Below are 22,931 nucleotides of genomic sequence, written 5' to 3'. Positions count from 1 at the left end.
TTTTGACGGGCAGCTCCAGGGCAAAACGGTGGCGCTGTGGGGTCTGGCGTTCAAGCCCAATACCGACGATATGCGTGAGGCGTCCAGTCGACGTTTGATGGAGGCCTTGTGGGAAGCGGGCGCTACGGTGCGTGCCTACGATCCGGAGGCGAGAGAAGAGACTCACCGCCTCTATGGCGACCGTGCGGACCTCACGCTTTGCGAGGGCGCGTATCAAGCGTTGGACGGCGCGGATGTGCTGGCGATCGTCACCGAATGGAAGGCGTTCCGTAGTCCGGACTTCGCGCGCATTCGCAGCGCACTAGCCAGTCCCGCGATTTTCGATGGGCGCAATCTTTACGACCCCGCGGCGGTCGAGGAGGCCGGGCTGGCGTACTACGGCGTAGGCCGTGGCCGTAGCCTGAGGCAGTAACGTGTCGACGCTATCGCTCGAGCAACGACTTACCGAGCTGGAAGTCCGGCTCACCTTCATCGACGATACGGTGAACGGGCTGGCTTCCATCGAGACGGAACAGGCCCAGCGAATCCTGGCGCTGGAGCAGATGATCCGCGATCTGCGCCAGGAGCTGGCTTCGGTGCGGGGCGGGCAATCGCACGACCCGCATAGCGAACCGCCGCCGCCGCATTATTAACCCACACTACGTACTACAGGTTTTCGAACATGGCCGATTCCCTGCGCGATCAGCTGCTAAAGAGCGGCATTGTCAAACAGGTCCGCGAAGAAAAGCGCCAGGCAGCGCCACAGGGTGGCAAGCCGGCGAACAAGAGCGGCGGTGCGCCACGCCACGGCGGCAACAAGCCGCAGGGGCAGCGCCACCCGCAACAGGACAAGCGTTCAGCCGAAATCGATCTGGCCAAGGCCTATGCGATTCGCAAACAGACCGAAGCCACTGAGCGCAGGCAGGTCGAGCAGGCTGCGGCTGAGCAGGCCCGGGTCAAGCGCGAGCAGAAGCAGAAGATCCAACAGCTTCTGCAAGGTCAGGCCTTGAACAAGGCTGACGGCGAGCAGGTGCGCCACTTCGAATACGGCGGGAAGATCCGCCGCGTGCACGTCGATGACGCTCAGCTGGCCGCGCTCAATGTCGGTGAACTGGGCGTGGTACAGCAGGCCGGGCGCTATTTCATTGTCACTCGCGCGATTGCTGAGCAGGTGCGGGAGATTGATGCGCAGCAGCTCGCGCTGCTGGTTGATCCGAACGAAGGTGGCGTGGGCGAGGACGGCGTGCCTGACGACCTTATGTGGTGAGTGGCGCTGAGCCAACACCGCGCTGAAAGGGCCAGTGCGATTGCACGGGCCCTTTCGGTTCAAGCCTCTGGTGGCTGGCTCAGCACCGGCAAGTCCCAGCCATTCTTCGGCGCGAAACGCTCGCCATAGCGTTGAGCCAGACGCTCCAGCTTGCCCTTGATCACGCCAGCGCCTTCGCTGCGCAGATACTGGATCGGGCCGCCGCGGAATGGTGCAAAGCCGGTACCAAAGATCACGCCGGCATCGAGCAGATCAGCGTCATCCACCACACCGTCGGCGAGGCAGGCCACGGCCTCGTTGACCATCGGCAACAGCATGCGGTCCTGCAAGTCGGCGGGCACCACATAGTCCGGATCTACTTCGGGCTTCTGCGGCTTGCCGTCCTGCCAGACATAAAGGCCCTGGCCATCCTTCTTGCCGCGCTTACCGGCGGCGAGCTTCTCGTCCAGGCCCGGCGGCAGCTCCAGGCCGAGGAAAGGGGCCAGCTCTTTGCCGACTGAAGCGCAGACGTCGAGGCCAACCGTATCGGCCAGTTCGATCGGCCCCATCGGCATGCCGAATTTCTTGGCTTCCTTGTCCAGCACCGGGCCTGGCACACCTTCGCTGTATAGGCGCATGGCCTCGAGCAGGTAAGGCATGAGGATGCGATTGACCAGAAAGCCAGGCGTGCCCTTCACCGCCACAGGCAACTTGCCGATGGCTTTGCAGAAGGCGAGCGCGCGTTTCTCCACGGCGGGGTCCAGTCCGTCGTGACGCACCACTTCCACCAGCGGCATCTGCGCCACCGGGTTGAAGAAGTGCAGGCCGAGGAAACGCTGCGGAGCCTTCAATCCCTGGCGCAACTCGTCCAGCGGAATGCTCGAGGTATTGGTGGCCAGCAGTTCATCGGCCTGGAACTGTGGCTCGATGCTGGCGTACAGGGCTTTCTTTGCCTCGGCGTTTTCGAAGATCGCTTCGATGGCCAGATCAGCCGAAGCCACGCCCTTGCCCTCGACATCGGCACGCAGACGACGCACCACGGGCTCGATCTTCTCCGGCGTCTTGAGCTTCTTTTCGTAGAGCTGGCGCGCACGATCCAGCGCGGGCTGGATGAACTTCATCTCGCGATCCTGCAGCGTGACCTGGAAACCCTTCAAGGCCGCCCAGGCGGCGATATCGCCGCCCATGACACCGGCGCCGACCACGTGCACATGCTCGATGCCGTGTTCCACACCGCTGCCTTGCCCCTTGAGGCGCTCCTGTAGCAGGAAGATGCGGATCAGATTGCGCGCCGTGCTGGTCTCGGCCAGCTTCGCCACCGAGCGGGCCTCCAGCTTCAGACGCTGCTGGATGCTGGAGCCGCCGCGTTGCCACACGCTGATCAGGGCAAACGGCGCAGGGTAGTGCTCCTTGCGCACCTTGGCGGCGGTTTGCTTGATCACCATCGGGGCAAGGATCTGGCGTGCCAGCCAGGTATTGGTGGCCCAGGCACGGGCGCGCTGGGCCAGCGGACGCACATGGGGGCGGCGCAGCAGGGCGCGCGCCTCAGCCAACAGTTCGTCCGGCGGGGCCAGTCGGTCGACCACGCCCAAGCCAAGCGCACGTTTGGCCGAGAGTGCCTTGCCGGTCAGCATCACCGGCAGGGCCTCGGGCGCGCCGATCAGGCGCGGCAGCCGCGCGGTGCCGCCCCAGCCGGGGTGAATGCCAAGCATGACTTCGGGCAGGCCGATCTTGGTCTTGTCATCGTCGGCGGCAATGCGCTGGCGGCAAGCCAGGATCAGTTCGGTGCCACCGCCCATGCAGGCGCCGTGCACGGCGGCCACGGTCGGGCAGGGCAGGCGGGCCAGGGATTCGAATACGCGCTGGCCGTTCTCGATGTTTTCCAGCACCGTGCCTTGCTTGGCGTACTCCACGAATTCCTTGATGTCGGCACCCACCGCAAAGCCACCCGGCTTGGCCGAATGGATCAGGATGCCGGCCGGCTTTTCGATCGACAGTCGTTCCACAATCTGGCCCAGCTCGTCCAGTACCTCCCGGGATAGCGCGTTGACGCTGCTGTTGGCCCGGTCGAGGGTCAGGGTGACGATGCCCTTGTCATCCAGGTTCGTCTTCCAATGGTTGAAGCGCAATCCTTCGAACATGGTGATCTGGTCCAGCTTGGAAAGCTTCGCACCATACCCTCCCGTAGCGTCGATTGCGAGATGGATGGAGAGCGTCCGGGCGACCCATGAAAATCCCGTAAAACGGCGCCTTGTGCGCTGACGCAAGAAACGCGGAAAGGATTTTGGACAGCCTGTACCAGGCGTCTAGGCGAATGTCTCGCGACCGCGTAATTTAGGTTGAAATGAACACTTCGATTGCAGCCCCCTCTGTCCAACCCGGCGTCGATGTCCTCGAGCGTATCCTGGGTGCGCGCAGCTGCCTGATCGCGCTGGAGGATGCCGACAGCGAAGCGTTGATCGGCCAGTTCCGCACCTTGGTCAGGCGCACCGGCCAGACGGTATATCTGTGGAATGCCGAGCAGGGGCTGAGCAACCTGCGTGAGGAGCATGCGGAGAACCCGGGGAGCCAGCGGATTGGGCATGTGCTGCGCTATATCCAGCAGAGCAACCACTTTGGCGTCTATCTGCTGCGGCAACTGCCGTCGCCGCTCGCTGCACCGGAAGTGGCTCTGTTGCGCCAGTTGGCGCGTACGCCGACCGGCCACGTGCGCCGGATCGTGCTGCTTGATGCACCCAAGAGCCTGGTCGATGGCCTGAGTGATGTCATCGTGCGTTTGAGTTGTCTGATCAAGCCGGCGCAGCGCCCCCGCCTGCGCGACGGTCGCTGGCTGCTCTGAAGGCCGTGCCGATGCATGCCGGAATCATGGTGGTGGCGGCACAGCGAGAAATACGCCGCGCCGTTTTCGATGCGCTCGATCACGAGGGGCATCTGGCTGTGCATTCCGCGCGGGATACCACTCACGCAGGCATCCTGCTGGAGGGACGCTCGCCGCTCACGCTGGTGGTCATGGTGTTGGATGGCGACGCCCGCGATGCCTTGGCTTCGGTGGAGCAGCTGCGGCGACTTCCCGCCTGCGCCGATACGCCTTTGATCGCCGTATTGTCGGCGGATGCATCGCTGAAGCCGGTACAGCTGCCGGCGGGCGTTTCCGACTGGCTGTACGCCTCGCAGATCCAGAGCGAGCTGATTGCCCGCTGGCATCGCCTGCAGCGCATGAGTCCGCCGATGAGGGACGCCTCAGTCGCGACTGCGACGAAGGAGGCCGGGGATTACCGCTTTGCTTTCGATGAAATGGAAAGCGAATGGCTGATCGTCGACGCGGCGCGAGGGCGCATCCTTGAATGGAGTCCGGCCCTGGTCCGGCGTAGCGGTTTGCCGGGCGATCGTTTGCTCGGACAGCCGGTGACCGAGCTGCTTTCTTTTCAGCAGACGCCGATCGAGCAGGTGATGGCTGATGGCTCGCGTCACTGGCATGCCTGCCGGCGGCGTTCCCTGCAGGGTTTCGATAGCGGTGAGGCGAGTGTGCGCCAGGTCCGGCATGGGGGGCGTGACGCCGTTGCCCTGGTGTTCCGCAGCGATCGCGCCGAGGCACGTGCCGAAGTGGCGCTTTCTCTGCTGGCCCGGTTATTCGGTACGGGTAGTGGTGATGACAGCCTCTCTACGGCAGCCAATCTGCTGCACGAAGAAATGGGGCTGGACTATCTGGCCGTCTGGTCGGCGCGGCCCGAAGACGGTGGCGCTCCGTTGCAGCTCGCTCAATGCTGGAGCGGCGACGAGCAGCTTTGGCCCGGCCCCCAATTACAGAGTTCGTTGCGCCTGGTGCTGGCTGGCCAGACCATGCTCCATCCCGGTGATGCGCGGCGTCTGGCTGCGGTAGACCCCTTGCTGGAGCAGCTCGGGCTGAGCGGCTTTGCCGGGTTGCCTTTGCTGGACGAACGCAACAGCGTGTTGGGAGCTTTGCTTGTCGGCACGCGTCAGCCGTTCGGCGAGCTGGCGATCATCGAGCCCGTGCTGCGCTGCGCCGCTGCGCGCTTCGCGCATGCGTTGGAACTGCGTCGCACCCGCGAGCAGGGGCGTGCCGAGGGTCTGCTCGATGCCCTGACCGGTCTACCCAATCGTCTGCTGTTCAATGACCGACTGGACACGATCATCCGCGAGGCCAATCGCACCGGTGAATGTTTCGCCATGCTGTTCGTCGACCTGGACCGTTTCAAGACCATCAACGACACGCTTGGCCATGCCGTGGGCGACCAGGTTCTGGTCACCACCACGCAGCGCCTGCGCACCAGTGTGCGTGCCTCCGATACGGTGGCGCGCTACGCCGGTGACGAGTTCGTGGTGATCCTGCGCCATATCGTGAAGAGCGAGGATGTACTGCGCGTCGCCGAGAAGATTGTGCAGGTGATGGAAGCCCCGTTGCGCATCGACGATGGCACCGAGTTGCAGGTCACTGCTTCGATCGGCGTCAGCTTCTTTCCGGACGACGCGCCGGACGCGGAGACCCTGCTCAAGCACGCAGATGAAGCGATGTACGCAGCCAAGAGCCTGGGTCGCAACAACTATCAGATCTACGAAGTCAGCGCTGAGCAGGCCCAGCAGCAGAACATGGCGCTCAAGTCCGGCCTGCGCCACGCCGAGCACAACGGCGAGCTGCGCGTGTTCTATCAGCCGCAGGTCGATGCGGTTACCGAAGACATCGTGGGTATGGAGGCGCTGGTGCGCTGGGAGCATCCGGAGCTGGGCTTCATCGGCCCTGGCTTCTTTATTCCCCTGGCCGAGGAAACCGGGCTGATCATCTCCATTGGCGAATGGGTGCTGCGCACCGCCTGCCGCCAGGCGCAGGAATGGGAACGCAAGTTCGGCCTGCGCCTGCGCCTGGGCGTCAATCTGTCCGCCGTGCAGCTGATGCAGCCGAACCTGCTGGAGATTGTGTCGTCGGCACTCGACGAGAGCGGGCTAGACGCCAACCTGTTGGAAATGGAAGTCACCGAAAGTATCAGCATCAAGGCGGCACCCAACCTGGTGGAGAACCTGCATGGATTGCACCGTCTCGGTTGTCGTATTGCCATCGACGATTTCGGTACGGGCGCCGCTTCGTTGGACTACCTGCGCAAATTGCCCGCCGATCGCATCAAGATCGATCAGAGCTTCGTGCGCAACATCGGTGTCGATCCCGACGACGAGGCCATCGTGCGTGCCACCATCGAGATGGCTCACCGCCTCAAGCGCGGAGTAGTGGCCGAGGGCGTGGAGATAGAGCAGCATCTGCAATTCCTGCGCGCCAACCGCTGCGATGAGCTGCAGGGGTATCTGTTCTGCCGCCCGCTGCCCGTCCCTACGTTCGAGAAGCTGCTGCTTGAGCGCCAGCGTCTGTTGTCGACAGAGGCCAGCGCCTGACGGGACCAGGCGAGCGCTTGCGGCAGGTTGGCGTGCCCCCATATCTCACACAGGGGTAGGCCGATCATTCGCTGACGCGTTGGATAGGGCGCATCCGAATCCCTCGGCGGATGCCGTTTAGCACTGGGCTGCCACCGGCTGGGCCAGCATGCTGAACTTGGCGGTGAGATCCTTGTCATAGCGGATCGACCCGAGCCGGCGGAATCCTGAAACGAGTGGCAGCAGTGACGAAGGAGACGGCCCGGATGGGCGAAAACGAACTGGACAGCGCGCTGGTCGAGCGGGTCCAAAAAGGGGACAAGCGGGCATTCGACCTGCTGGTACGCAAATACCAGCACAAGGTCATCGGCTTGGTTTCCCGTTATGTGAATAACTACGCCGAGTGTGAAGACATCGCGCAGGAGGCCTTTGTGCGCGCGTGGCGTGCGATCGGCTCCTTCCGTGGCGAAAGCGCTTTCTATACCTGGATGTACAAAATTGCCGTCAACACCGCCAAGAACCATCTGGTGGCGATGGGACGGCGTCCGCCAGCCGACGATATCGCGGTGGAGGATGCCGTTTTCGTGCCCGGGGCCGACCGCATGTACGAGAGTGCCACCCCGGAACGCGAACTGATGCGGCAGGAGATTGAACAAACGGTATTTTCCACTGTCCAAGCGCTGCCCGAGGAGCTGCGGACAGCCATTACACTGCGTGAAGTGGACGGCCTCAGCTACGAAGAAATCGCCGAGGCGATGGGCTGTCCGATCGGTACGGTGCGTTCGCGTATCTTTCGGGCACGAGAGGCAATTGATGAGAAATTGCGGCCGCTGCTGTCGGACCGCGAGGACCTGACTCCATGACTGATACCCATCGCGAAAATCTCTCCGCTGGCATGGATGGCGAGCTGACCCAGGAGGAACTGCGGTTCCTTTTGCGCCGGCTCGATCATGACTCCACCCTGCAACAGGCCTGGTCGCGCTATCACGTAGCGCGCGACGGTTTGCGCCGGCAACTGCCGCCGCCGGCTTCCAGCGGGTTCTCCACGCGAGTGATGCTGGCGATCGAGCAAGAGTCGGTAGCAGCCGAAGGTGGACGGCGCCGGCACTGGCTGCGCTGGTCGGCCGGTGGTGCCATTGCTGCGAGCGTGGCAGTGGCCGCGTTGATGGTGGCGCAACCGGTGGGACCGGGCAGCGACAGCAGTTCTGTGGCGCCGCGGGTGGCTGCGGTCAACCAGGCGCACAGTGCGTCCCGCATCGAGGCTCCCGTCGCTCATACCGCGACAACGCCTGCTGCCGCCCCAGCCTGGCTCAATCAATATGCCGGCCTGCCTTCCGAATTGACCCAACAGGCTTCGGCCACACTCGATAGCGGAGACAGCACCTTCCTGTATTCGCGCAATCGCCTGAATCCCTATCAGGTCGAACGGTATCGCGCGATCAACAATGGCGACGGCAGCTACCTGCTGTTGTTGCATCCCGAGCAGAAGCCGCAGCAGTCGCCAGCGGCGCAATGACCGAACGACGTGTTCCTGCGTCGTCGCGTCCCCGTTTCATCCCCATCGGCCACGGCCAGCCCGCTTAGCGGGCTGGTTCGTTCGTGCGCGGGGTATCCAGAGAAATCGGTAAAACCCAGGAGAACGTCAATGAATCGACCGACTTTGCGTCGCGCGATGTGCTGCGCGCTGATAAGCCTTGCCATGACTGGTGCTGCCCAGGCCCAGTCAACTCAGGCTCAGACGGCAGCCACGCCGGCAGCTCCCGCGGCGAGCCTGCCCGACTTCACCGGCATCGTGCAGAAGAATGCGCCTGCAGTCGTGCATGTCGAGGCCAAGTACACCGGCAAGCGCGCTAGCAAGAACCGTTCGGCGCAAGCGCAGGGGCGTGGTGGCATGCCGGACGACCCGCAGATGGAAATGTTCCGCCGCTTCTTCGGCATGCCGATGATGCCTTCGCCGGAAGAACAGAAGCGCACCTCACTCGGCTCGGGCTTCATCATTTCCAGTGACGGCTACATCCTTACCAATACCCATGTGGTGGACGATGCTGACGCCGTGACAGTGCGCCTGCAGGATCGCCGCACGCTTACCGCCAAAGTGATCGGCAGCGACCCGCAATATGACATTGCGTTGCTTAAAGTGGATGCGGGCGGCAGCCTGCCGACGGTAAGCATCGGTGATTCGCGCAATCTGAAGCCGGGTCAGTGGGTGTTGGCGATTGGCTCGCCATTCGGTTTCGACTACACGGTAACCCAGGGCATCGTGAGTGCAGTGGGACGCAACCTGGGTAGTCAGGACCAGCCCTATACCTCCTTTATCCAGACCGACGTGCCGATCAACCGCGGTAACTCCGGTGGTCCGTTGTTCGACCTGCAGGGTCGGGTCGTGGGCGTGAACTCGCAGATCTACTCCAACACCGGTGGCTATCTAGGTGTGGCTTTTTCCATTCCGATCGACGTGGCCATGAATGTGGTCAGTCAGATCAAGGAGAAGGGTTATGTCACGCGTGGCCAATTGGGTGTGGGCATGCAGCCGATCACTGACGAGATGGCGAAGGCTTTCAAGCTGGGCAACGCCTCTGGCGCGGCCGTCACCCAAGTCACCCCGGGTAGCGGAGCCGACAAGTCCGGCCTGCGTCCTGGCGACATCATTCTTGCCTACAACGGGCAGGCCATCAGCCAGGTCGCGGACCTGCCGCCGCTGGTCGGCATGACGCCCCCGGGCAGCAAGGCGACCCTGCAGATTCTGCGCGATGGCAAGAAGCAGGATGTCTCCGTCACCATCGGTGAGATGAAACGCGACGGCAAGGCAGCACTGGCTTCAAGTGGCGGTGGTGGCGACACGCCGGCGGTGCGAGGCGGCTCCACCGCGTTGGGTCTGGCGGTGGAAGATGTCGACAGCGATACCCGTCAGCAGCTGGGACTGAAATCCGGTGAGGGCGTGCTGATCAGCAATATCACCGGCCCGGTCGCAGCGCGTGCGGGCCTGCAACCAGGTGATGTGATCCTGATGATTAACCAGCAACGCGTGAGTAACGCCGCGGGTTTCCGCGAGGCCACCAAGAGTGTGAAGCCGGGCGACACGGTGCTGCTGCTGGTGCGCCACGGCGATCAGAGTGGTTTCGTCGGTCTGACCGTGCCCTCGGGCAAGGACGGCGACGAGGGTTGATGAAGGAGCAGGGCGGCCGCTCGGGCCGCCCTGCTGTCGTAGTTCGAGAAGCCCGCCCGGGCGCCGTTTTGACCAGACAGCCGGCGCCTTCACATTCCATGCGATAATGCCGGGTTCGTATCCCCATCCCGGAGATACGCTGCCTGCGCACGCGCAGGTGGTGAACGCAGCCAGCGTGTTCCATGGACCTGATCCGCAACTTCTCCATCATTGCCCATATCGACCACGGCAAATCGACTCTCGCCGACCGCATCATCCAGATCTGCGGTGGCTTGAGCGAGCGCGAGATGGAGGCGCAGGTACTCGACAGCAATCCGATCGAGCGCGAGCGCGGCATCACCATCAAGGCCCAATCCGTATCGTTGCCGTACACGGCGCGCGACGGCAAGACCTATCAGCTCAATTTCATCGATACGCCCGGTCACGTCGATTTCTCATACGAAGTCAGCCGCTCACTGGCCGCTTGCGAAGGCGCGTTGCTGGTGGTGGATGCCGCGCAAGGCGTGGAGGCGCAATCCGTCGCTAACTGCTACACCGCGGTGGAGATGGGCCTGGAGGTGGTGCCAGTACTCAACAAGATCGACCTGCCCACCGCCGATCCGGAAAAGGTGAAAGGCGAGATCGAAGCGGTCATTGGCATTCACGCCGAGGACGCCGTGTCGGTCAGCGCCAAGACCGGTCAGAACGTGATCGAGGTACTCGAGGCGATCGTCGCGCGTATACCGCCGCCGAAGCCGCGCGACACCGATCGCCTGCAGGCGCTGATCATCGACTCCTGGTTCGATAACTATCTTGGTGTGGTGTCGCTGGTGCGCATCATGCAGGGCGAAATCAAGCCAGGCGACAAGCTGCTGGTGATGTCCACCGGCCGCGCTCATGAAGTGGGCGAAGTCGGCGTATTCACTCCAAAGCGCAAGAAGCTCGACAAACTCGCATCGGGCGAGGTGGGCTGGATCACCGCCTCGATCAAGGACGTGCACGGCGCGCCGGTGGGCGACACGCTGACCCACGCAGGCAAGCCGGCCGACAAGCCGCTGCCCGGCTTCCAGACCATGCAGCCGCGCGTGTTCGCTGGCTTGTTCCCGGTCTCGGCGGATGACTATCCTGCGTTGCGCGAAGCGTTGGACAAGCTGCGCCTCAACGATGCCGCGCTGTTCTTCGAACCGGAAAGCTCAGAAGCGATGGGTTTTGGTTTCCGCTGCGGCTTCCTCGGCATGCTGCACATGGAAATCGTGCAGGAGCGCCTGGAGCGCGAGTACGACCTCAATCTGATCACCACCGCGCCTACCGTGGTCTACGAAGTGGTCAAGAGCGACGGTTCGGTGATGCTGCTGGACAATCCGGCCAAACTGCCGCCGTTGCCGCAGGTTGAGGAAATCCGCGAACCGATTATTGTCGCAAGCATCCTTACCCCGCCGGACTACATCGGCAACATCATCACCCTCTGCGAAGAGAAGCGCGGCGTCCAGCGCTCCATCCAGTACCTAGCTACGCAGGTGCAGATCAGCTATGAGCTGCCGCTGGCCGAAGTGGTGCTGGACTTCTTCGACCGGCTCAAGTCGGTGTCGCGCGGCTACGCCTCGATGGATTATCACTTCGAGCGCTTTGAGGCCGGCCCGTTCGCGCGCGTGGACATCCTGATCAATGGCGACCGCGTGGATGCGCTGTCGCTGATCATCCACCGCAGTCACGCGGACCGCCGCGGCCGCGATCTGGTGGAGCGCATGAAGGATCTGATCCCGCGCCAGCAGTTCGACGTGGCGATCCAGGCTGCCGTGGGCGCGCAGGTCATTGCGCGCTCGACCGTGAAAGCCCTGCGCAAGAACGTTCTGGCCAAGTGCTACGGCGGCGACGTGAGTCGCAAGAAAAAGCTGCTCGAGAAACAGAAAGAAGGCAAGAAGCGCATGAAGCAGGTGGGCCGCGTGGAAATCCCACAAGAGGCCTTCCTTGCCGTGTTGAAGGTGGATAAGTAGATATAAATGTAGAGATGGGGAACAGGGGGCAGGGAACGGGGAACGGGCAGGCAGGGCCTTACGGCTCGGCTTGATCCGTTCCCCGTTCCCTGTTTCCCTGTTCCCCGTACTCATAGGAGCAAGGCATGGATTTCGATTTTTCGGCGATTCTGCTTGGCCTCACCGTGCTGTTCGGCGTGGTGTGGGGCCTTGATCGCCTGCTGTTCTACAAGAAGCGCAAGGCCAAGGCCGACGCCGCGGGACAGGATGTGCAAGACCCGGTGCCGGTCGATTGGGCGCGCTCGCTGTTTCCGGTAGTGCTGGTGGTGTTGTTGCTGCGCTCGTTCGTGGCCGAGCCGTTTCGCATTCCGTCCGGCTCGATGATGCCGACGCTCGATGTGGGCGACTTCATCCTGGTCAACAAGTTTGCCTATGGCCTGCGTATGCCGGCCTTCAACAACAAATTCCTGAGCCTGGGCGAGCCCAAGCGCGGCGACGTGGTGGTGTTCCGCTTTCCGGGCTACCTATGCGAAGTGAATGGCAAGACGGTGCGCAGCGGCGATCAGAGCTGTGCCGATCCGCAGGCGCCGGTGCAGAGCCAGAACTGGATCAAGCGCGTGATCGGCCTGCCGGGTGACCGCATCGAGATGCACGGCGATCAGCTGCTGATCAACGGCCTGCCGGTGGCGGCTGACGAAGTGGGCCCGTATGTGGGTAACCCCAAGCGCGACGAGTCCCGCTTGATGCTGGAAATGGGCGCTACCGTGTGGAACGAGCACCTGCCGCGCGAAGACGGCAGTGTGGTGAATCACCTCACTGCGCGCATGCCCGCCTACAACCGTCCGCCGCCGATTCCCAACGAGCGCGTGCCTTCGGTGGTGCCGCAGGGCTGCTATCTGGTGATGGGTGACAACCGCTACAACAGCACGGACAGCCGCTGGTGGGGCTGCATGCCGGAGCAGAATCTGGCCGGCAAAGCGTTCCTGATCTGGCTGAGCTGGAAGGGTATGGACGCAGGCTGGGTGGACTTCTCGCGCATCGGTCGTGTCATCCATTGAGCAAAGCGTGACGGCGGTCGGCTACGGAGGGCGTGACGGCAGGCCCGCCATAGCGCGAAAATCCGACTGGGCACGACGCCGGAATCCCGGCGTCGTGGCACCATCCACCATAAGCGGCGGGGGCGCCTTCGGGCGGCATAGCGAGGGGACTATGAAATCGAAGCAGTCGGGTATCACCCTGATCGGGTTTTTGATCGTATTGATCGTGGCCGCGTTCTTCGGCTACATGGCGATGAAGCTGGTGCCGGCCTACGCCGAGTTCATGGGCGTCAACAAAGCCATGAACCAGGTGGCCAGCGGTGGCATGGAAGGCAAGACGCTGGAGGACATCCGTCGTGACCTGATGTTCAAGATGGGCTTTCAGTACGTCGACGACGCCACCATCAAGCCCAAGGACATCACCATCGACCGCAAGAACAACGCGGCGCAATTGCATATCTCGTACGACAAGCGCATACCGTTTATGTACAACATCGACTTCCTGCTGCACTTCGAAAAGAGCGTCGCGCTGCAGGGCAATGTAGGTTATTGAGGTTTGACCAGACTGACATACCGCTTCCGCGATCCGGCGCTGGCGCAACTGGCACTGACCCATCGCAGCGCCGGCAAGCCAAACAACGAGCGGCTGGAATTCCTCGGCGACGCACTGCTAGGCGTAGTGGTCGCCGAGTTGCTTTACGAAGCTCACCCCAACGCCAGCGAAGGCGAGCTGTCGCGTCTGCGCGCACAGCTGGTAAATGGCCAGGCCTTGGCGGTGATTGCTCGCGAACTGGAGCTGGGCGACGAGTTGAAGCTCGGCTCCGGTGAACTGAAAAGCGGCGGTTACCGCCGCGAATCCATTCTTGCCGATGCCTTCGAGGCGTTGGTGGCGGCCATCTACCTGGACAGCGATTTCGCTACTTGCAGCGAGGCCGTGCGCGAACTGTTCGCCGAGCGAATCGCCGCAATCCCGCGCTCGTCGAAGGATGCCAAGACCCGTTTACAGGAATGGTTGCAGGCGCACGGCTGGCCGTTGCCGAACTATGAATTGAAAGACAGCTACGGCGAGGATCACGCTAAGACCTTCGACGTCTCTTGCGTGATCACTGAGCCGCAGCCGATCAGCGCCGAAGGCCGGGGCGGCAGCCGCCGCGCCGCCGAGCAGGACGCGGCCGAAGCCGTGCTGCGCCAATTGCAGGATTCAAAACTATGAATGACAACGACGATATCGAAACCGGCGCGCCCGCCGAACTGCCGCACGACGATTTCCGCTGTGGCCCGGTGGCTTTGCTGGGGCGCCCCAACGTGGGCAAGTCCACCTTGCTCAACGCGCTGATCGGCTTTCGCCTTTCCATCGTCAGCCCGCGTCCGCAGACCACGCGCCACCGCATCCTGGGTATTGCCACCAGCGAGGCCGGCCAGATTCTGTACGTAGATACGCCGGGCCTGCATCGCGGTGCCAAGCGCGCCATGAACCGTAGCCTCAACCGCGCCGCGCGTTCGGCCATCAGCGAAGTCGATCTCGTCGTGCAGGTCATCGAGGCAGGTCGCTGGACCGACGAGGATCAGGCCCTGTATGAAGCGCTGGTGGAACAGAAGGTGCCGCGCCTGCTGGTGATCAACAAGGTCGACCTGAGCAAGGACAAGTCGGCCATGTTGCCGTTTGTCGCCGGCTTGATGGAGCAGCACAGTTTCGACGAGGTCTACTACGTTAGCGCCCTCAAGCAGAGTGGCCTGAAGGAACTGGAGCAGGGCATCCTCAAGCGCCTGCCGGTGCAGCCGCCGGTGTATGGCGAAGATGAAATCACCGACCGCAGCGAGCGCTTCCTGGCCGCCGAAATGGTGCGCGAACAACTGATGCTGCGCCTGGATCAGGAGCTGCCCTATGCCACCACGGTCGAGATCGAGCAGTTCACGGATCGCGACGATGGAGTGGCCGAAATCCACGCCGTGATCTGGGTCGAGCGTGACGGCCAGAAAGCCATCGTGATTGGCAACGGCGGTGCCCAGCTCAAAGCCATCGGCAGCGCCGCGCGCCGCAAGATGGAAGCCCTGTTCGAGCGCAAGGTATTCCTGCGCATGTGGGTGAAGGTGCGCGAAGGCTGGGTCGACGACGAGACCATGCTGAAGAAATTCGGCTATACCGACTAAAAGGGGCCAGGAGCGAGGGCCTCTCATCTGGTCCCCGCTCCCGGTTCTCCATAGGCCATGCAACTCCTTCAGCAGCCCGCTTACGTGCTCCATGCGCGTCCCTACCGGGAAACCTCGCTGCTGCTCGAGTGCCTGACGCGCGATTACGGCCGCCTCGGCGTAGTGGCACGCGGCGTACGGCGTGAGCGGGCACGCGTACAACGAGCGCAGCTGGAGCCGTTTCAGCCACTGGCGCTCGATCTGCTCCTGCGCGGCGAACTGGCGACGCTGCAGGCCGCCGAAGGTACCGAAGCGCCGCGGCGTCTGATGGGCGATGCCGGCCTGGCTGGTCTCTATCTCAACGAACTCGTGGTGCGCCTTACCGGGCGACAGGATCCGCAGTCGGAACTGTTCGACGCCTACGCACAAACCTTGGCTCGACTCGCGGCCGGAGAGCCGTTGGCGTGGACACTACGCCGTTTCGAGCGCGATCTGCTCGATGCGATCGGTTACGCCCTGCAATTGGAATTCGATGGGGATTCGGGCGAACACGTCATCCCCGAGCAACATTATCGCTACCAGATGGAACTCGGCCCGGTCGCATGCCGGTCTGATTTGCCACATGCCTTGCGCGGCAGCGACCTGTTGGCACTGATGCAGGACACCATGCCCGATGCCGCCGGGCTGTCAGCGTTGCGCGCGCTAATGCGGGAAGTGATCCGCTTCCATCTGGGCGGCACCGAGCTGCGGGCCTGGCGCGTGCTGGCCTCGGCGATGTCGCGCCGCTGAATTTTCTTTCAGGCCGCCGCGGGGCCGAGCGCTTCGATGGTTTCCAGCAAGGTGCCGCGGAAACGCTCGCGCAGGGCCGGCGTCATCGCGTGGCCGAGCTTGAAGTGATCCTGCACTTGAGCCACGCGTGCCGTGAGGGCGGTGGCGCCGCAGAAGCCGCAAGAGGCGCGCAGGCGATGCAGCCGGTCGGTCAGGTCGCTCTCTGCGGAGGAGGTATCCAGGTCCTGATAGAGGCCGACCAGTTCGTCGCGCAGCAGGTTGCGCATGGCTTGCATGATTTGCGGGCTACCGGTGCTGGCCATGCCCTGGGCGTCATCCAGCAGCGGCAAGGTCGAGGCGTCCGGCTGTACCAGCGCCACGATGCGGCGCAGATCGGCAAGATCGCAGGGCTTCTGCAGCACCTCGCTGAAGCCACCTGAAAGCAGGCGCTGGCGTTCGCCGGCATCCATTTCCGCGCTGGTAGCCACGGCTGTGCTGTCGGCGGAAGAGGCAGCGGGGTCGTGCCGCAGCTCGCTCAGCACCTGCTGAGCGCCGGCGCCGGGCATGCGGCAGTCGAGCAACAGCAGGTCGAAAGCCTGTTCGCGGCCACGAGCGATAGCGGCCTTGCCGTCGTTGCAGGCTTCGGCGTCTAGCCCCAGCGTGCGCATGGCCTCGACCAGGAACAAGCGGCTGGCAGGGTCGTCGTCGGCGACTAGAACTCGCAGCATAACGCTGTCGGGAGAGGCAACGGGCGTGCCGGTAGAGGGGGTGTTGAACATGACCAGTCCATGTCGTTCAGCAGGTTTTGGCAGAATGGCGCGACATGCGTCCGACATCAAGCCACCTTTTGTTATATCTGTGCATCCTGTTCGGTTTCGTGCCGGCCTTGCCCGCACGGGCGGATATCGTGCTGGGCGCCAAGCTGGTGAGCGCTCCCGGGGTAAAACTGCAGGACCTGCAGCTGCGCATCGGTGAGGACGGGCAGGGCGGTTTGCGCCTTGACCTGCAGGCTGCCAAGGCTGAAGTGCCTGCTCTTGGCTGGCGGCGTATCGGGGTGAATCTGCAGGGCACCCTGCAACGCGACCCTCATCTGCGCTGGCTGTTCAATGGTGGCGTGCAACTGGCCGGTGCGCCGGGCGGCGCACTTACCGATGCCAAGCTCGCCATGGTGCTGGACGATGCCGCCAACACCTTGCAGATCGATCTTGGCCAGGGCAAGGCACAGGCCAGCACCGCGTTGCCGCTGGACCAGCCCACCCACGCCCAGATCAGCCTGAAAGGCTTGCCGGCCGGTTGGCTGCAAGGCCTGCTCGGCACCATGTGGTCGGGGCGTGCTACCGCTGGACGGGTCGATGCCGATCTGGCGCTCGACGTACAGAAGAACGGCATCCAGACCTCGGGCCAGTTCGGCTTGAGCGATGTGGGCTTTGATACCCCGTCCGGCACGCTCGCCGGGCAGCGCGTCAACGGCACCGGCCGGCTCAATGTGGATACCACCGCCGGGCCGGCGCGTATCAATCTGGATGCCAGCCTGCGCGGCGGCGAACTGTTGCTGGGACCGATCTACGCCAAGCTGCCCGATCACTCGGTGCAACTGGGTCTGGATGCCACCTCGCACAACGGCGCACTGGAATTCGGGCGGTTGCGCGTGGGCGATGCCGACGCCATGCAGCTCGAAGGCTCGCTCGCCTTCGACGCCAAGGGCGAACTGCAAAAGCTCAAGCTCGACAAATTCCAGGCCAGCTTCCCGGCGGCCTATCAACGCTACGGCCAGTCCTGGCTGGCGACGCTGGGTATGCGCAACATGCGTATGTCAGGCCAGCTGGGCGCAACACTCGATCTGGGCAGCGACGGCCTGCACAGCTTCTCGTTCGATACCGAAGGGCTCGACTTCGCCGATGGCGATGGACGCCTGGCCGTCAGCGGTCTGCGCGGCAGCATGGACTGGGCATTGCGCGGCACCCGGCCGGCTACCAGCCTGAGCTGGCGCGGCGTGCAGATGTACCGCCTTGCCAACGGTGCGGCGCAGACGAGCTGGCAAAGCCGCGACGGCGGCCTCAGCCTGCAGAAGCCGGTCGATGTGTCGTTGTTGAACGGCCATCTGCACATCGGTGACCTGGACTGGAAGCCGGCCGCCGCCAGGGGCCGGCGCCTTACGACGTCACTGGCACTGACCGGCGTGGATATGGCGGCCTTCAGCCGCGCCATGGGCTGGCCGGAATTCCCCGGCACGCTCGGTGGTGCCATTCCCGCCTTGCGATGGGTGGACGACCGTTTTGAGCTGGAAGGCGGCCTGTCGGTCAACGTGTTCGATGGCTTTGTCGACGTCACACGCCTTTCGGTGCAGGAACCGTTCGGCACCAGTCCAGTGCTGGCCGGCGACATCACCCTCCGTCAACTCGATCTGGGCGCTATGACCAGCGTGTTCGATATCGGCAGCATCACCGGCCGGATGGATGGCTCGGTGGAAAACCTGCGCCTGGTCAACTGGAGTCCGGTGGCGTTCAAGGCGCAGTTGCTGGCCGGCAGCGGCGGGCGCATCAGCCAGCGCGCGGTGAACAGCATCGTGTCGGTGGGCGGCGGCGGTATCGCAGCTGGCCTGCAGGGTGCGGTGCTGCGGCTGTTCAAGACTTTTGGCTACAAACGCATCGGTCTGAACTGCACTTTGCAGGGCACGGTCTGCCGCATGGGTGGCTTGGACAACGACGCAGACGGCTACACTATCGTCGAGGGCAGCGGTCTTCCCCGCCTGCAGGTTGTAGGCCATCAGACTCAGGTCGATTGGCCCACGCTTGTACGCCGCCTTAAAGCCGCCAGCGAAGGCGGCGGTCCTGAAATTCACTGAGTTGCCAATCCAGGGAGTTGATCATGCGCAAGCTCGTCTATCTTTTGCTGACTTCGCTGTTCGTCGCCCTGGTGGGCTGCGTCACGATCAACGTCTACTTTCCCGAAGCGGCCGCGCAAAAGGCCGCTGACCAGTTCATCGGCACGGTGCTGGACAACAGCAAGCCGGTGGCCAAACCCGATGATCAAGACGGCAAGCTCGAGCCGGCCAAGCCCGGCAAACAGCCGTCGGCGATGCTGCTGGATCTGCTGATTCCCGCCGCCTATGCCGCCGACACGCCGGACATCCGCATCCAGACCAGCACCACCGAAGCGATCCGCGCGCGCATGCAAAGCCGCTTCCAGGGCGGTATGGGCGCGCTGTTCGATAGCGGCGCCGTGGGCTTCACCAAGGATGGCCTGGTCGCTGTGCGCGACGCCTCCAAGGTGCCGCTGAACCAGCGTGCCGAGGTCAATGCCACGGTGGCCGACGAAAACCGCGACCGCAGCGCGCTGTATCGCGAAGTGGCCAACGCCAACAGCCATCCGGAATGGGAATCGCAGATCCGCGCCACCTTCGCCAAGGGCTGGATCGAGAAGGCCCGCTCCGGCTGGTATTATCAGGACGCCTCGGGCGCGTGGAAGCAGAAGTAAACCGCTGTCGCGCCTCCCTCTCACTTTCCGCGCGCCCGGACCAAGGGATGCTCTAAACAAGTCTACGTAGCCGTCATGATATGTGGGAGGCCCGCAGGGTGTGGCCCGCGGCGACGGCAAGGCTGGCTGCCTTGTCTAGACGTGGACCGCAGCCTGCGGGCCTCCCACATATCACCCTGTCATCATCAGCACGTGAGGGCCGGCTCTGTCTGCCCACAGATGCGTGGCGCGCTGACTTGAAAGACGTCCAGTCTGTCTGCGCCAACGCACCACGCATCTGTGGGCAGACAGAGCCGGTGACGGCTACGTAGACTTGTTTAGATCATCCCTGCCATCCGGGCGTGCGTCTTTTGTCAGTCGCAATGAAAGAATTCGAAGCCAGCATTACCGACCTTAGCCACGATGGCCGCGGCGTAACCCGCATCGACGGCAAGGCCGTGTTCGTTTCAGGTGCATTGCCGGGCGAGGAGGTGCTGCTGCGTATCCGCAAGCGCCATCGCCATTTCGATGAAGCCGAAGTGGTCGAATTGCGCACCCGTTCGCCGCATCGCGTCGAACCGAAGTGCCGCCATTACGGCCAGTGCAGCGGCTGCTCGCTGCAGCACCTGGATGCCGAATCGCAGATCGAGGCCAAGCAGCGCGTGCTGGCCGAGAATTTCGAGCGCATCGGCAAAGTCAGTCCCGCCTCATGGCTGCCGCCGCTGACCGACCAGCCCTGGGGCTATCGCCGCAAGGGTCGTCTGTCGGTGCGCAACGTGGTGAAGAAGGGACGCGTGCTGGTCGGCTTCCGCGAAGAAGACAATCCGCGCTTCGTCGCCGACATTGAACAATGCGAAGTGGCGCATCCGGCGCTGGGTCCCAAGATCGGGCTGCTCGCCGCACTGCTCAGCACGATGGATGCGGCCGCCGATATCGCACAGATCGAATTCGCTGCCGGTGACGACACCGTGGCCCTGGTGTTTCGTCACCTCAAACCGCTGAGCGAGCGTGATCTCGCCGCGCTGACTGCGTTCGGTCAGGAACATGGCTTCGCCATCTACCTGCAGCCCGGCGGCATCAGCAGCGTGCATCCGCTATGGCCGGAGCATCCGCGCCTGGCCTTCCGCATTGCCAGCGGTCGCGACGACGTGCAGGACGTGGAGCTGGAGTTCCGGCCGCTCGACTTTGTGCAGGTCAATGCCGGGATGAACCAGCGCATGATGGCGCGCGCCATGGAGCTGCTCGATCCACAGCCCACCGACCGCGTGCTTGATCTGTTCTGCGGTCTGGGCAACTTCACTCTGCCGATCGCGCGCCGTGTGGCCGAGATGGTCGGTGTGGAAGGCGAGCATGGCCTGGTCGAGCGTGCGGCCGAGAACGCTATGCGCAACGGCATCGGCAATGCACGCTTCGAAGTCGCCAACCTGTTCGAGGATCAACGCCATGCTGCCTGGGCCAAGCAGTCCTGGGACAAGTTGTTGCTCGATCCGCCGCGTGCAGGCGCTGACAAAGTGCTGGAATACCTGCCGCACCGCGAGACGCGCCGCATTGTCTACGTCTCCTGCCATCCGGCTTCACTGGCGCGCGATGCCGGCATCCTGGTGCAGAAGCACGGCTTCCGCCTCAGTGCGGCGGGTGTGATGGACATGTTCCCGCATACCGCGCACGTCGAATCCATCGCCCTGTTCGAGCGCGACTGAGCGATGGGCGTCGAGATCGAACGGAAGTTCCTCCTGCGCAGCGAAGCGTGGCGTCAGGCGGTTGAAGACAGCGAGCGCATCGCGCAGGGTTATTTGGTGAGCGCGGAAGCGCTGCGTGCCGGTCATGCACGCGCTTCAGTGCGGGTGCGCAGGGCGGGCGAGCTGGCGTGGCTCAATATCAAATCCGCGCAGCTCGGCATCGAGCGGGCCGAGTATGAATACCTGGTGCCGGTGGCCGACGCCGAAGCCATGCTGGCCAGCCTGTGCGACGGCGTGTTGGAAAAGTTTCGCCACATCGTCACCGTTGACGGGGTAGTGTTCGAGATCGATGAGTTCCTCGGCGACAACGCCGGACTCGTGGTGGCCGAAGTAGAACTGGACGCGCCGGACGCTGCTTTCCCTCGCCCCGCTTGGCTGGGGCGTGAAGTCAGCGCACTGGCGCGTTATTACAACGTCAACCTGATCGAGCACCCGTACGCGCACTGGGCACCGGCGGAGCGGGATGCCGACGATGTGGGAGAACAGGCCTCATGTTGATGATCGGTCTGGCCGGACTGGAACTGTCCGCCGCGGAACGGACATGGCTCACCTCGCCGGGCGTTTCCGGTGTGCTGCTGTTCGCACGCAACTTCGCCTCCCGCGAGCAAGTAACGGCGTTAATCGAGTCGATCCGCGACGTGGCCGGCGAAGATTTCCTGGTCGCCGTTGACCAGGAGGGTGGCCCAGTACAGCGCTTCCGCGACGGCTTCACGCGGCTGCCGGCCTTGGCCAGCATCGGCGAGATCTACGACCGACGTCCGGCGGAGGCCATCCGTCTGGCCGAGGAACACGCCTGGGTGATGGCGAGCGAGATGCGCGCCATCGGCGTCGATTTCAGTTTCGCGCCGGTGGTCGACCTGGCCCGTGGCAACGCGGCCATCGGCCTGCGCGCCTTCCATGCCGATCCCACTGCGGCCGCCGAACTCGGTCAGGCCTATGTGCGCGGTATGCACCTGGGTGGCATGGCGGCGGTGCTCAAGCATTTTCCCGGTCATGGCTCGGTGGAGGTCGACACGCACAAGGCGGAGGCGATCGATCCGCGCAGCCTGGACGTCATCCGCCGCAACGATCTGTATCCCTTCGCCGAATGCATCGAGGCGCGGGTCGAGGCGGTGATGATGGCGCACGTGATTTATCCCGCCGTGGATGCGCAGCCGGCCGGTTTCTCCAAGGTGTGGATCCAGCAGATCCTGCGCCAGGAACTAGGCTTTAAGGGCGCGGTGATCAGCGACGACATCAGTATGGCTGCGGCCGGCGCCGCGGGTGGCGTCGCCGCGCGTGTGCACGCGCATCTGGATGCCGGTTGCGACCTCGTGCTTGCCTGCTTCCCCGACGTGGTGGATGAAGCCATCGCCGCGGTGCAAGGGCACGCTGCCGCCGCACCTGAGCGTCTGGCGGCCCTGCGCGGTGCGCTGGGCGCCACCTGGGAAGGGCTTACCGACAACCCGCAGCGCGATCGTTTTGTCGCGCGCATCACGGCGCTGGACGCCGAGGAAGGCAACGCATGACGACACCTGTGGCTCCGACTCCCGTTCCCCCGCTCGGCGCCGCGCTGGCTTCTGCCGATCTGCTGTTCGATCGCGCCACGCTGGAAGGCGTGATCGCCGACCTGGGGCGCCGCATCGATGCCGCCCTCGATGGCGAGCGCGCGGTATTCCTCACGGTGATGAACGGTGCGCTGATCTTCGCCGGCCATTTGGCGCTGGCGATCCGCACCGATCTTGAGTTCGACTACGTGCACGCCACCCGCTACCGCGGTGCCACTTCGGGCAGCGAGCTGCACTGGTTGCGCGAGCCGCTGGTGCCGCTGGAAGGGCGCACTGTGCTACTGGTGGACGACATCCTCGACGAGGGCCACACATTGAAGGCCGTACGCGACGACTGCTTGCGCCGCGGCGCGAAGCACGTGCTGGTGGTGAGCCTGTGCACCAAGCAGCATGACCGCCTCGTCGACGGTATCAGTGCCGACTTCAATGGCGTGGAGCTGCCCGACCGCTATGTGTTCGGTTTTGGCATGGATTATCACGAGCAGGGCCGCAACCTGCCGGGCATCTACGCGCTCAAGTAAGTCTTGCCATC

General features: G+C 63.7%; 22 protein-coding genes. 20 read left to right on the top strand and 2 right to left on the bottom strand.

What is annotated here, in order from left to right; all coding sequences use genetic code 11:
• The 3 genes from BM338_RS16210 to BM338_RS16200 all read left to right on the top strand — a co-directional run.
• The coding region (locus tag BM338_RS16210; protein WP_143109324.1) for a UDP binding domain-containing protein at positions 1–412 on the top strand (412 nt) is incomplete at its 5' end.
• A gap of 1 nt (position 413) precedes the next feature.
• The gene (locus BM338_RS16205) at positions 414–632 is read left to right on the top strand and encodes a SlyX family protein (protein ID WP_090452486.1); all 219 of its coding nucleotides are present in this window, start codon (positions 414–416) and stop codon (positions 630–632) included.
• Between the two features lie 29 nt (positions 633–661).
• Entirely contained in the window at positions 662–1,246 is a 585-nt protein-coding gene (locus BM338_RS16200) for a DUF2058 family protein (protein WP_090452484.1), read from the top strand.
• A 59-nt stretch (positions 1,247–1,305) separates the two neighbouring features.
• On the opposite strand, the gene BM338_RS16195 is transcribed toward BM338_RS16200, so the two are convergent.
• The gene (locus BM338_RS16195) at positions 1,306–3,366 is read right to left on the bottom strand and encodes a 3-hydroxyacyl-CoA dehydrogenase NAD-binding domain-containing protein (RefSeq protein WP_090452482.1); all 2,061 of its coding nucleotides are present in this window, start codon (positions 3,364–3,366) and stop codon (positions 1,306–1,308) included.
• A gap of 203 nt (positions 3,367–3,569) precedes the next feature.
• On the opposite strand from BM338_RS16195, the gene BM338_RS16190 reads away from it, so the two are divergent.
• From BM338_RS16190 to recO, 11 genes are all read left to right on the top strand, one after another.
• Entirely contained in the window at positions 3,570–4,064 is a 495-nt protein-coding gene (locus BM338_RS16190; protein WP_090452480.1) for a hypothetical protein, read from the top strand.
• A gap of 11 nt (positions 4,065–4,075) precedes the next feature.
• On the top strand, positions 4,076–6,625 hold the full coding sequence (locus BM338_RS16185) for a putative bifunctional diguanylate cyclase/phosphodiesterase (protein ID WP_090452478.1): 2,550 nt from the start codon (positions 4,076–4,078) through the stop codon (positions 6,623–6,625).
• 245 nt (positions 6,626–6,870) lie between these two features.
• Positions 6,871–7,467 (top strand): RNA polymerase sigma factor RpoE, encoded by a 597-nt coding sequence (gene rpoE, locus BM338_RS16180; RefSeq protein WP_177229385.1) that lies wholly within the window; start codon positions 6,871–6,873, stop codon positions 7,465–7,467.
• Positions 7,464–8,120 carry a sigma-E factor negative regulatory protein gene (locus BM338_RS16175; RefSeq protein WP_090452474.1) on the top strand — a complete coding sequence of 219 codons (657 nt, stop codon included), beginning with the start codon at positions 7,464–7,466 and terminating at the stop codon, positions 8,118–8,120. The genes rpoE and BM338_RS16175 overlap by 4 nt, the downstream gene beginning before the upstream one ends.
• Before the next feature lie 129 nt (positions 8,121–8,249).
• Positions 8,250–9,770, top strand: coding sequence for a DegQ family serine endoprotease (locus BM338_RS16170; RefSeq protein WP_090452472.1), 1,521 nt, complete (start codon positions 8,250–8,252; stop codon positions 9,768–9,770).
• 182 nt (positions 9,771–9,952) lie between these two features.
• Positions 9,953–11,743, top strand: a complete 1,791-nt coding sequence (gene lepA, locus BM338_RS16165) for a translation elongation factor 4 (RefSeq protein WP_090452471.1) — start codon at positions 9,953–9,955, stop codon at positions 11,741–11,743.
• 125 nt (positions 11,744–11,868) lie between these two features.
• Positions 11,869–12,780 (top strand): signal peptidase I, encoded by a 912-nt coding sequence (gene lepB / locus BM338_RS16160; RefSeq protein ID WP_090452469.1) that lies wholly within the window; start codon positions 11,869–11,871, stop codon positions 12,778–12,780.
• Positions 12,781–12,931: 151 nt separating this feature from the next.
• A complete protein-coding gene (locus BM338_RS16155) occupies positions 12,932–13,312 on the top strand; it encodes a DUF4845 domain-containing protein (protein ID WP_090452467.1) in 381 nt (126 codons plus the stop codon).
• A gap of 3 nt (positions 13,313–13,315) precedes the next feature.
• Positions 13,316–13,972 (top strand): ribonuclease III, encoded by a 657-nt coding sequence (rnc, locus tag BM338_RS16150; protein ID WP_090452465.1) that lies wholly within the window; start codon positions 13,316–13,318, stop codon positions 13,970–13,972.
• Positions 13,969–14,910 carry a GTPase Era gene (gene era / locus BM338_RS16145; RefSeq protein WP_090452463.1) on the top strand — a complete coding sequence of 314 codons (942 nt, stop codon included), beginning with the start codon at positions 13,969–13,971 and terminating at the stop codon, positions 14,908–14,910. Before rnc ends, era begins: the two co-directional genes overlap by 4 nt.
• Before the next feature lie 57 nt (positions 14,911–14,967).
• Positions 14,968–15,678 carry a DNA repair protein RecO gene (gene recO / locus BM338_RS16140; RefSeq protein ID WP_090452460.1) on the top strand — a complete coding sequence of 237 codons (711 nt, stop codon included), beginning with the start codon at positions 14,968–14,970 and terminating at the stop codon, positions 15,676–15,678.
• Between the two features lie 8 nt (positions 15,679–15,686).
• Here the strand turns inward: recO and BM338_RS16135 are convergent, their stop codons facing one another.
• On the bottom strand, positions 15,687–16,436 hold the full coding sequence (locus tag BM338_RS16135) for a response regulator (RefSeq protein WP_090452458.1): 750 nt from the start codon (positions 16,434–16,436) through the stop codon (positions 15,687–15,689).
• 44 nt (positions 16,437–16,480) lie between these two features.
• Between BM338_RS16135 and BM338_RS16130 the strand changes: the two genes are divergently transcribed.
• The 6 genes from BM338_RS16130 (at position 16,481) to BM338_RS16105 (ending at position 22,920) form a co-directional block, all read left to right on the top strand.
• The gene (locus BM338_RS16130) at positions 16,481–18,502 is read left to right on the top strand and encodes an AsmA family protein (RefSeq protein ID WP_090452456.1); all 2,022 of its coding nucleotides are present in this window, start codon (positions 16,481–16,483) and stop codon (positions 18,500–18,502) included.
• Positions 18,503–18,525: 23 nt separating this feature from the next.
• Positions 18,526–19,134, top strand: coding sequence for a YdbL family probable chaperone protein (locus tag BM338_RS16125; RefSeq protein ID WP_090452454.1), 609 nt, complete (start codon positions 18,526–18,528; stop codon positions 19,132–19,134).
• A 362-nt stretch (positions 19,135–19,496) separates the two neighbouring features.
• A complete protein-coding gene (gene rlmD, locus BM338_RS16120) occupies positions 19,497–20,813 on the top strand; it encodes a 23S rRNA (uracil(1939)-C(5))-methyltransferase RlmD (RefSeq protein WP_090452451.1) in 1,317 nt (438 codons plus the stop codon).
• A 3-nt stretch (positions 20,814–20,816) separates the two neighbouring features.
• Positions 20,817–21,350 (top strand): CYTH domain-containing protein, encoded by a 534-nt coding sequence (locus BM338_RS16115; protein ID WP_090452449.1) that lies wholly within the window; start codon positions 20,817–20,819, stop codon positions 21,348–21,350.
• The gene (gene nagZ / locus BM338_RS16110; RefSeq protein WP_090452447.1) at positions 21,344–22,360 is read left to right on the top strand and encodes a beta-N-acetylhexosaminidase; all 1,017 of its coding nucleotides are present in this window, start codon (positions 21,344–21,346) and stop codon (positions 22,358–22,360) included. Before BM338_RS16115 ends, nagZ begins: the two co-directional genes overlap by 7 nt.
• Positions 22,357–22,920 carry a hypoxanthine-guanine phosphoribosyltransferase gene (locus tag BM338_RS16105; protein ID WP_090452444.1) on the top strand — a complete coding sequence of 188 codons (564 nt, stop codon included), beginning with the start codon at positions 22,357–22,359 and terminating at the stop codon, positions 22,918–22,920. Before nagZ ends, BM338_RS16105 begins: the two co-directional genes overlap by 4 nt.
• Positions 22,921–22,931 lie beyond the last annotated feature (11 nt).

Source organism: Dyella sp. OK004, from assembly GCF_900114495.1.
GTDB lineage: Bacteria > Pseudomonadota > Gammaproteobacteria > Xanthomonadales > Rhodanobacteraceae > Dyella_D.
This window is presented reverse-complemented; position numbering and strand designations above follow the sequence as displayed.

Excerpts from the sequence above, each read along its gene's own strand:
- BM338_RS16200 (WP_090452484.1), top strand. The coding sequence starts at position 662 with ATGGCCGATTCCCTGCGCGATCAGCTGCTAAAGAGCGGCATTGTCAAA.
- BM338_RS16195 (WP_090452482.1), bottom strand. The coding sequence starts at position 3,366 with ATGTTCGAAGGATTGCGCTTCAACCATTGGAAGACGAACCTGGATGAC.
- BM338_RS16190 (WP_090452480.1), top strand. The coding sequence starts at position 3,570 with ATGAACACTTCGATTGCAGCCCCCTCTGTCCAACCCGGCGTCGATGTC.
- BM338_RS16185 (WP_090452478.1), top strand. The coding sequence starts at position 4,076 with ATGCATGCCGGAATCATGGTGGTGGCGGCACAGCGAGAAATACGCCGC.
- rpoE (WP_177229385.1), top strand. The coding sequence starts at position 6,871 with ATGGGCGAAAACGAACTGGACAGCGCGCTGGTCGAGCGGGTCCAAAAA.
- BM338_RS16175 (WP_090452474.1), top strand. The coding sequence starts at position 7,464 with ATGACTGATACCCATCGCGAAAATCTCTCCGCTGGCATGGATGGCGAG.
- BM338_RS16170 (WP_090452472.1), top strand. The coding sequence starts at position 8,250 with ATGAATCGACCGACTTTGCGTCGCGCGATGTGCTGCGCGCTGATAAGC.
- lepA (WP_090452471.1), top strand. The coding sequence starts at position 9,953 with ATGGACCTGATCCGCAACTTCTCCATCATTGCCCATATCGACCACGGC.
- lepB (WP_090452469.1), top strand. The coding sequence starts at position 11,869 with ATGGATTTCGATTTTTCGGCGATTCTGCTTGGCCTCACCGTGCTGTTC.
- BM338_RS16155 (WP_090452467.1), top strand. The coding sequence starts at position 12,932 with ATGAAATCGAAGCAGTCGGGTATCACCCTGATCGGGTTTTTGATCGTA.
- era (WP_090452463.1), top strand. The coding sequence starts at position 13,969 with ATGAATGACAACGACGATATCGAAACCGGCGCGCCCGCCGAACTGCCG.
- recO (WP_090452460.1), top strand. The coding sequence starts at position 14,968 with ATGCAACTCCTTCAGCAGCCCGCTTACGTGCTCCATGCGCGTCCCTAC.
- BM338_RS16135 (WP_090452458.1), bottom strand. The coding sequence starts at position 16,436 with ATGTTCAACACCCCCTCTACCGGCACGCCCGTTGCCTCTCCCGACAGC.
- BM338_RS16130 (WP_090452456.1), top strand. The coding sequence starts at position 16,481 with ATGCGTCCGACATCAAGCCACCTTTTGTTATATCTGTGCATCCTGTTC.
- BM338_RS16125 (WP_090452454.1), top strand. The coding sequence starts at position 18,526 with ATGCGCAAGCTCGTCTATCTTTTGCTGACTTCGCTGTTCGTCGCCCTG.
- rlmD (WP_090452451.1), top strand. The coding sequence starts at position 19,497 with ATGAAAGAATTCGAAGCCAGCATTACCGACCTTAGCCACGATGGCCGC.
- BM338_RS16115 (WP_090452449.1), top strand. The coding sequence starts at position 20,817 with ATGGGCGTCGAGATCGAACGGAAGTTCCTCCTGCGCAGCGAAGCGTGG.
- nagZ (WP_090452447.1), top strand. The coding sequence starts at position 21,344 with ATGTTGATGATCGGTCTGGCCGGACTGGAACTGTCCGCCGCGGAACGG.
- BM338_RS16105 (WP_090452444.1), top strand. The coding sequence starts at position 22,357 with ATGACGACACCTGTGGCTCCGACTCCCGTTCCCCCGCTCGGCGCCGCG.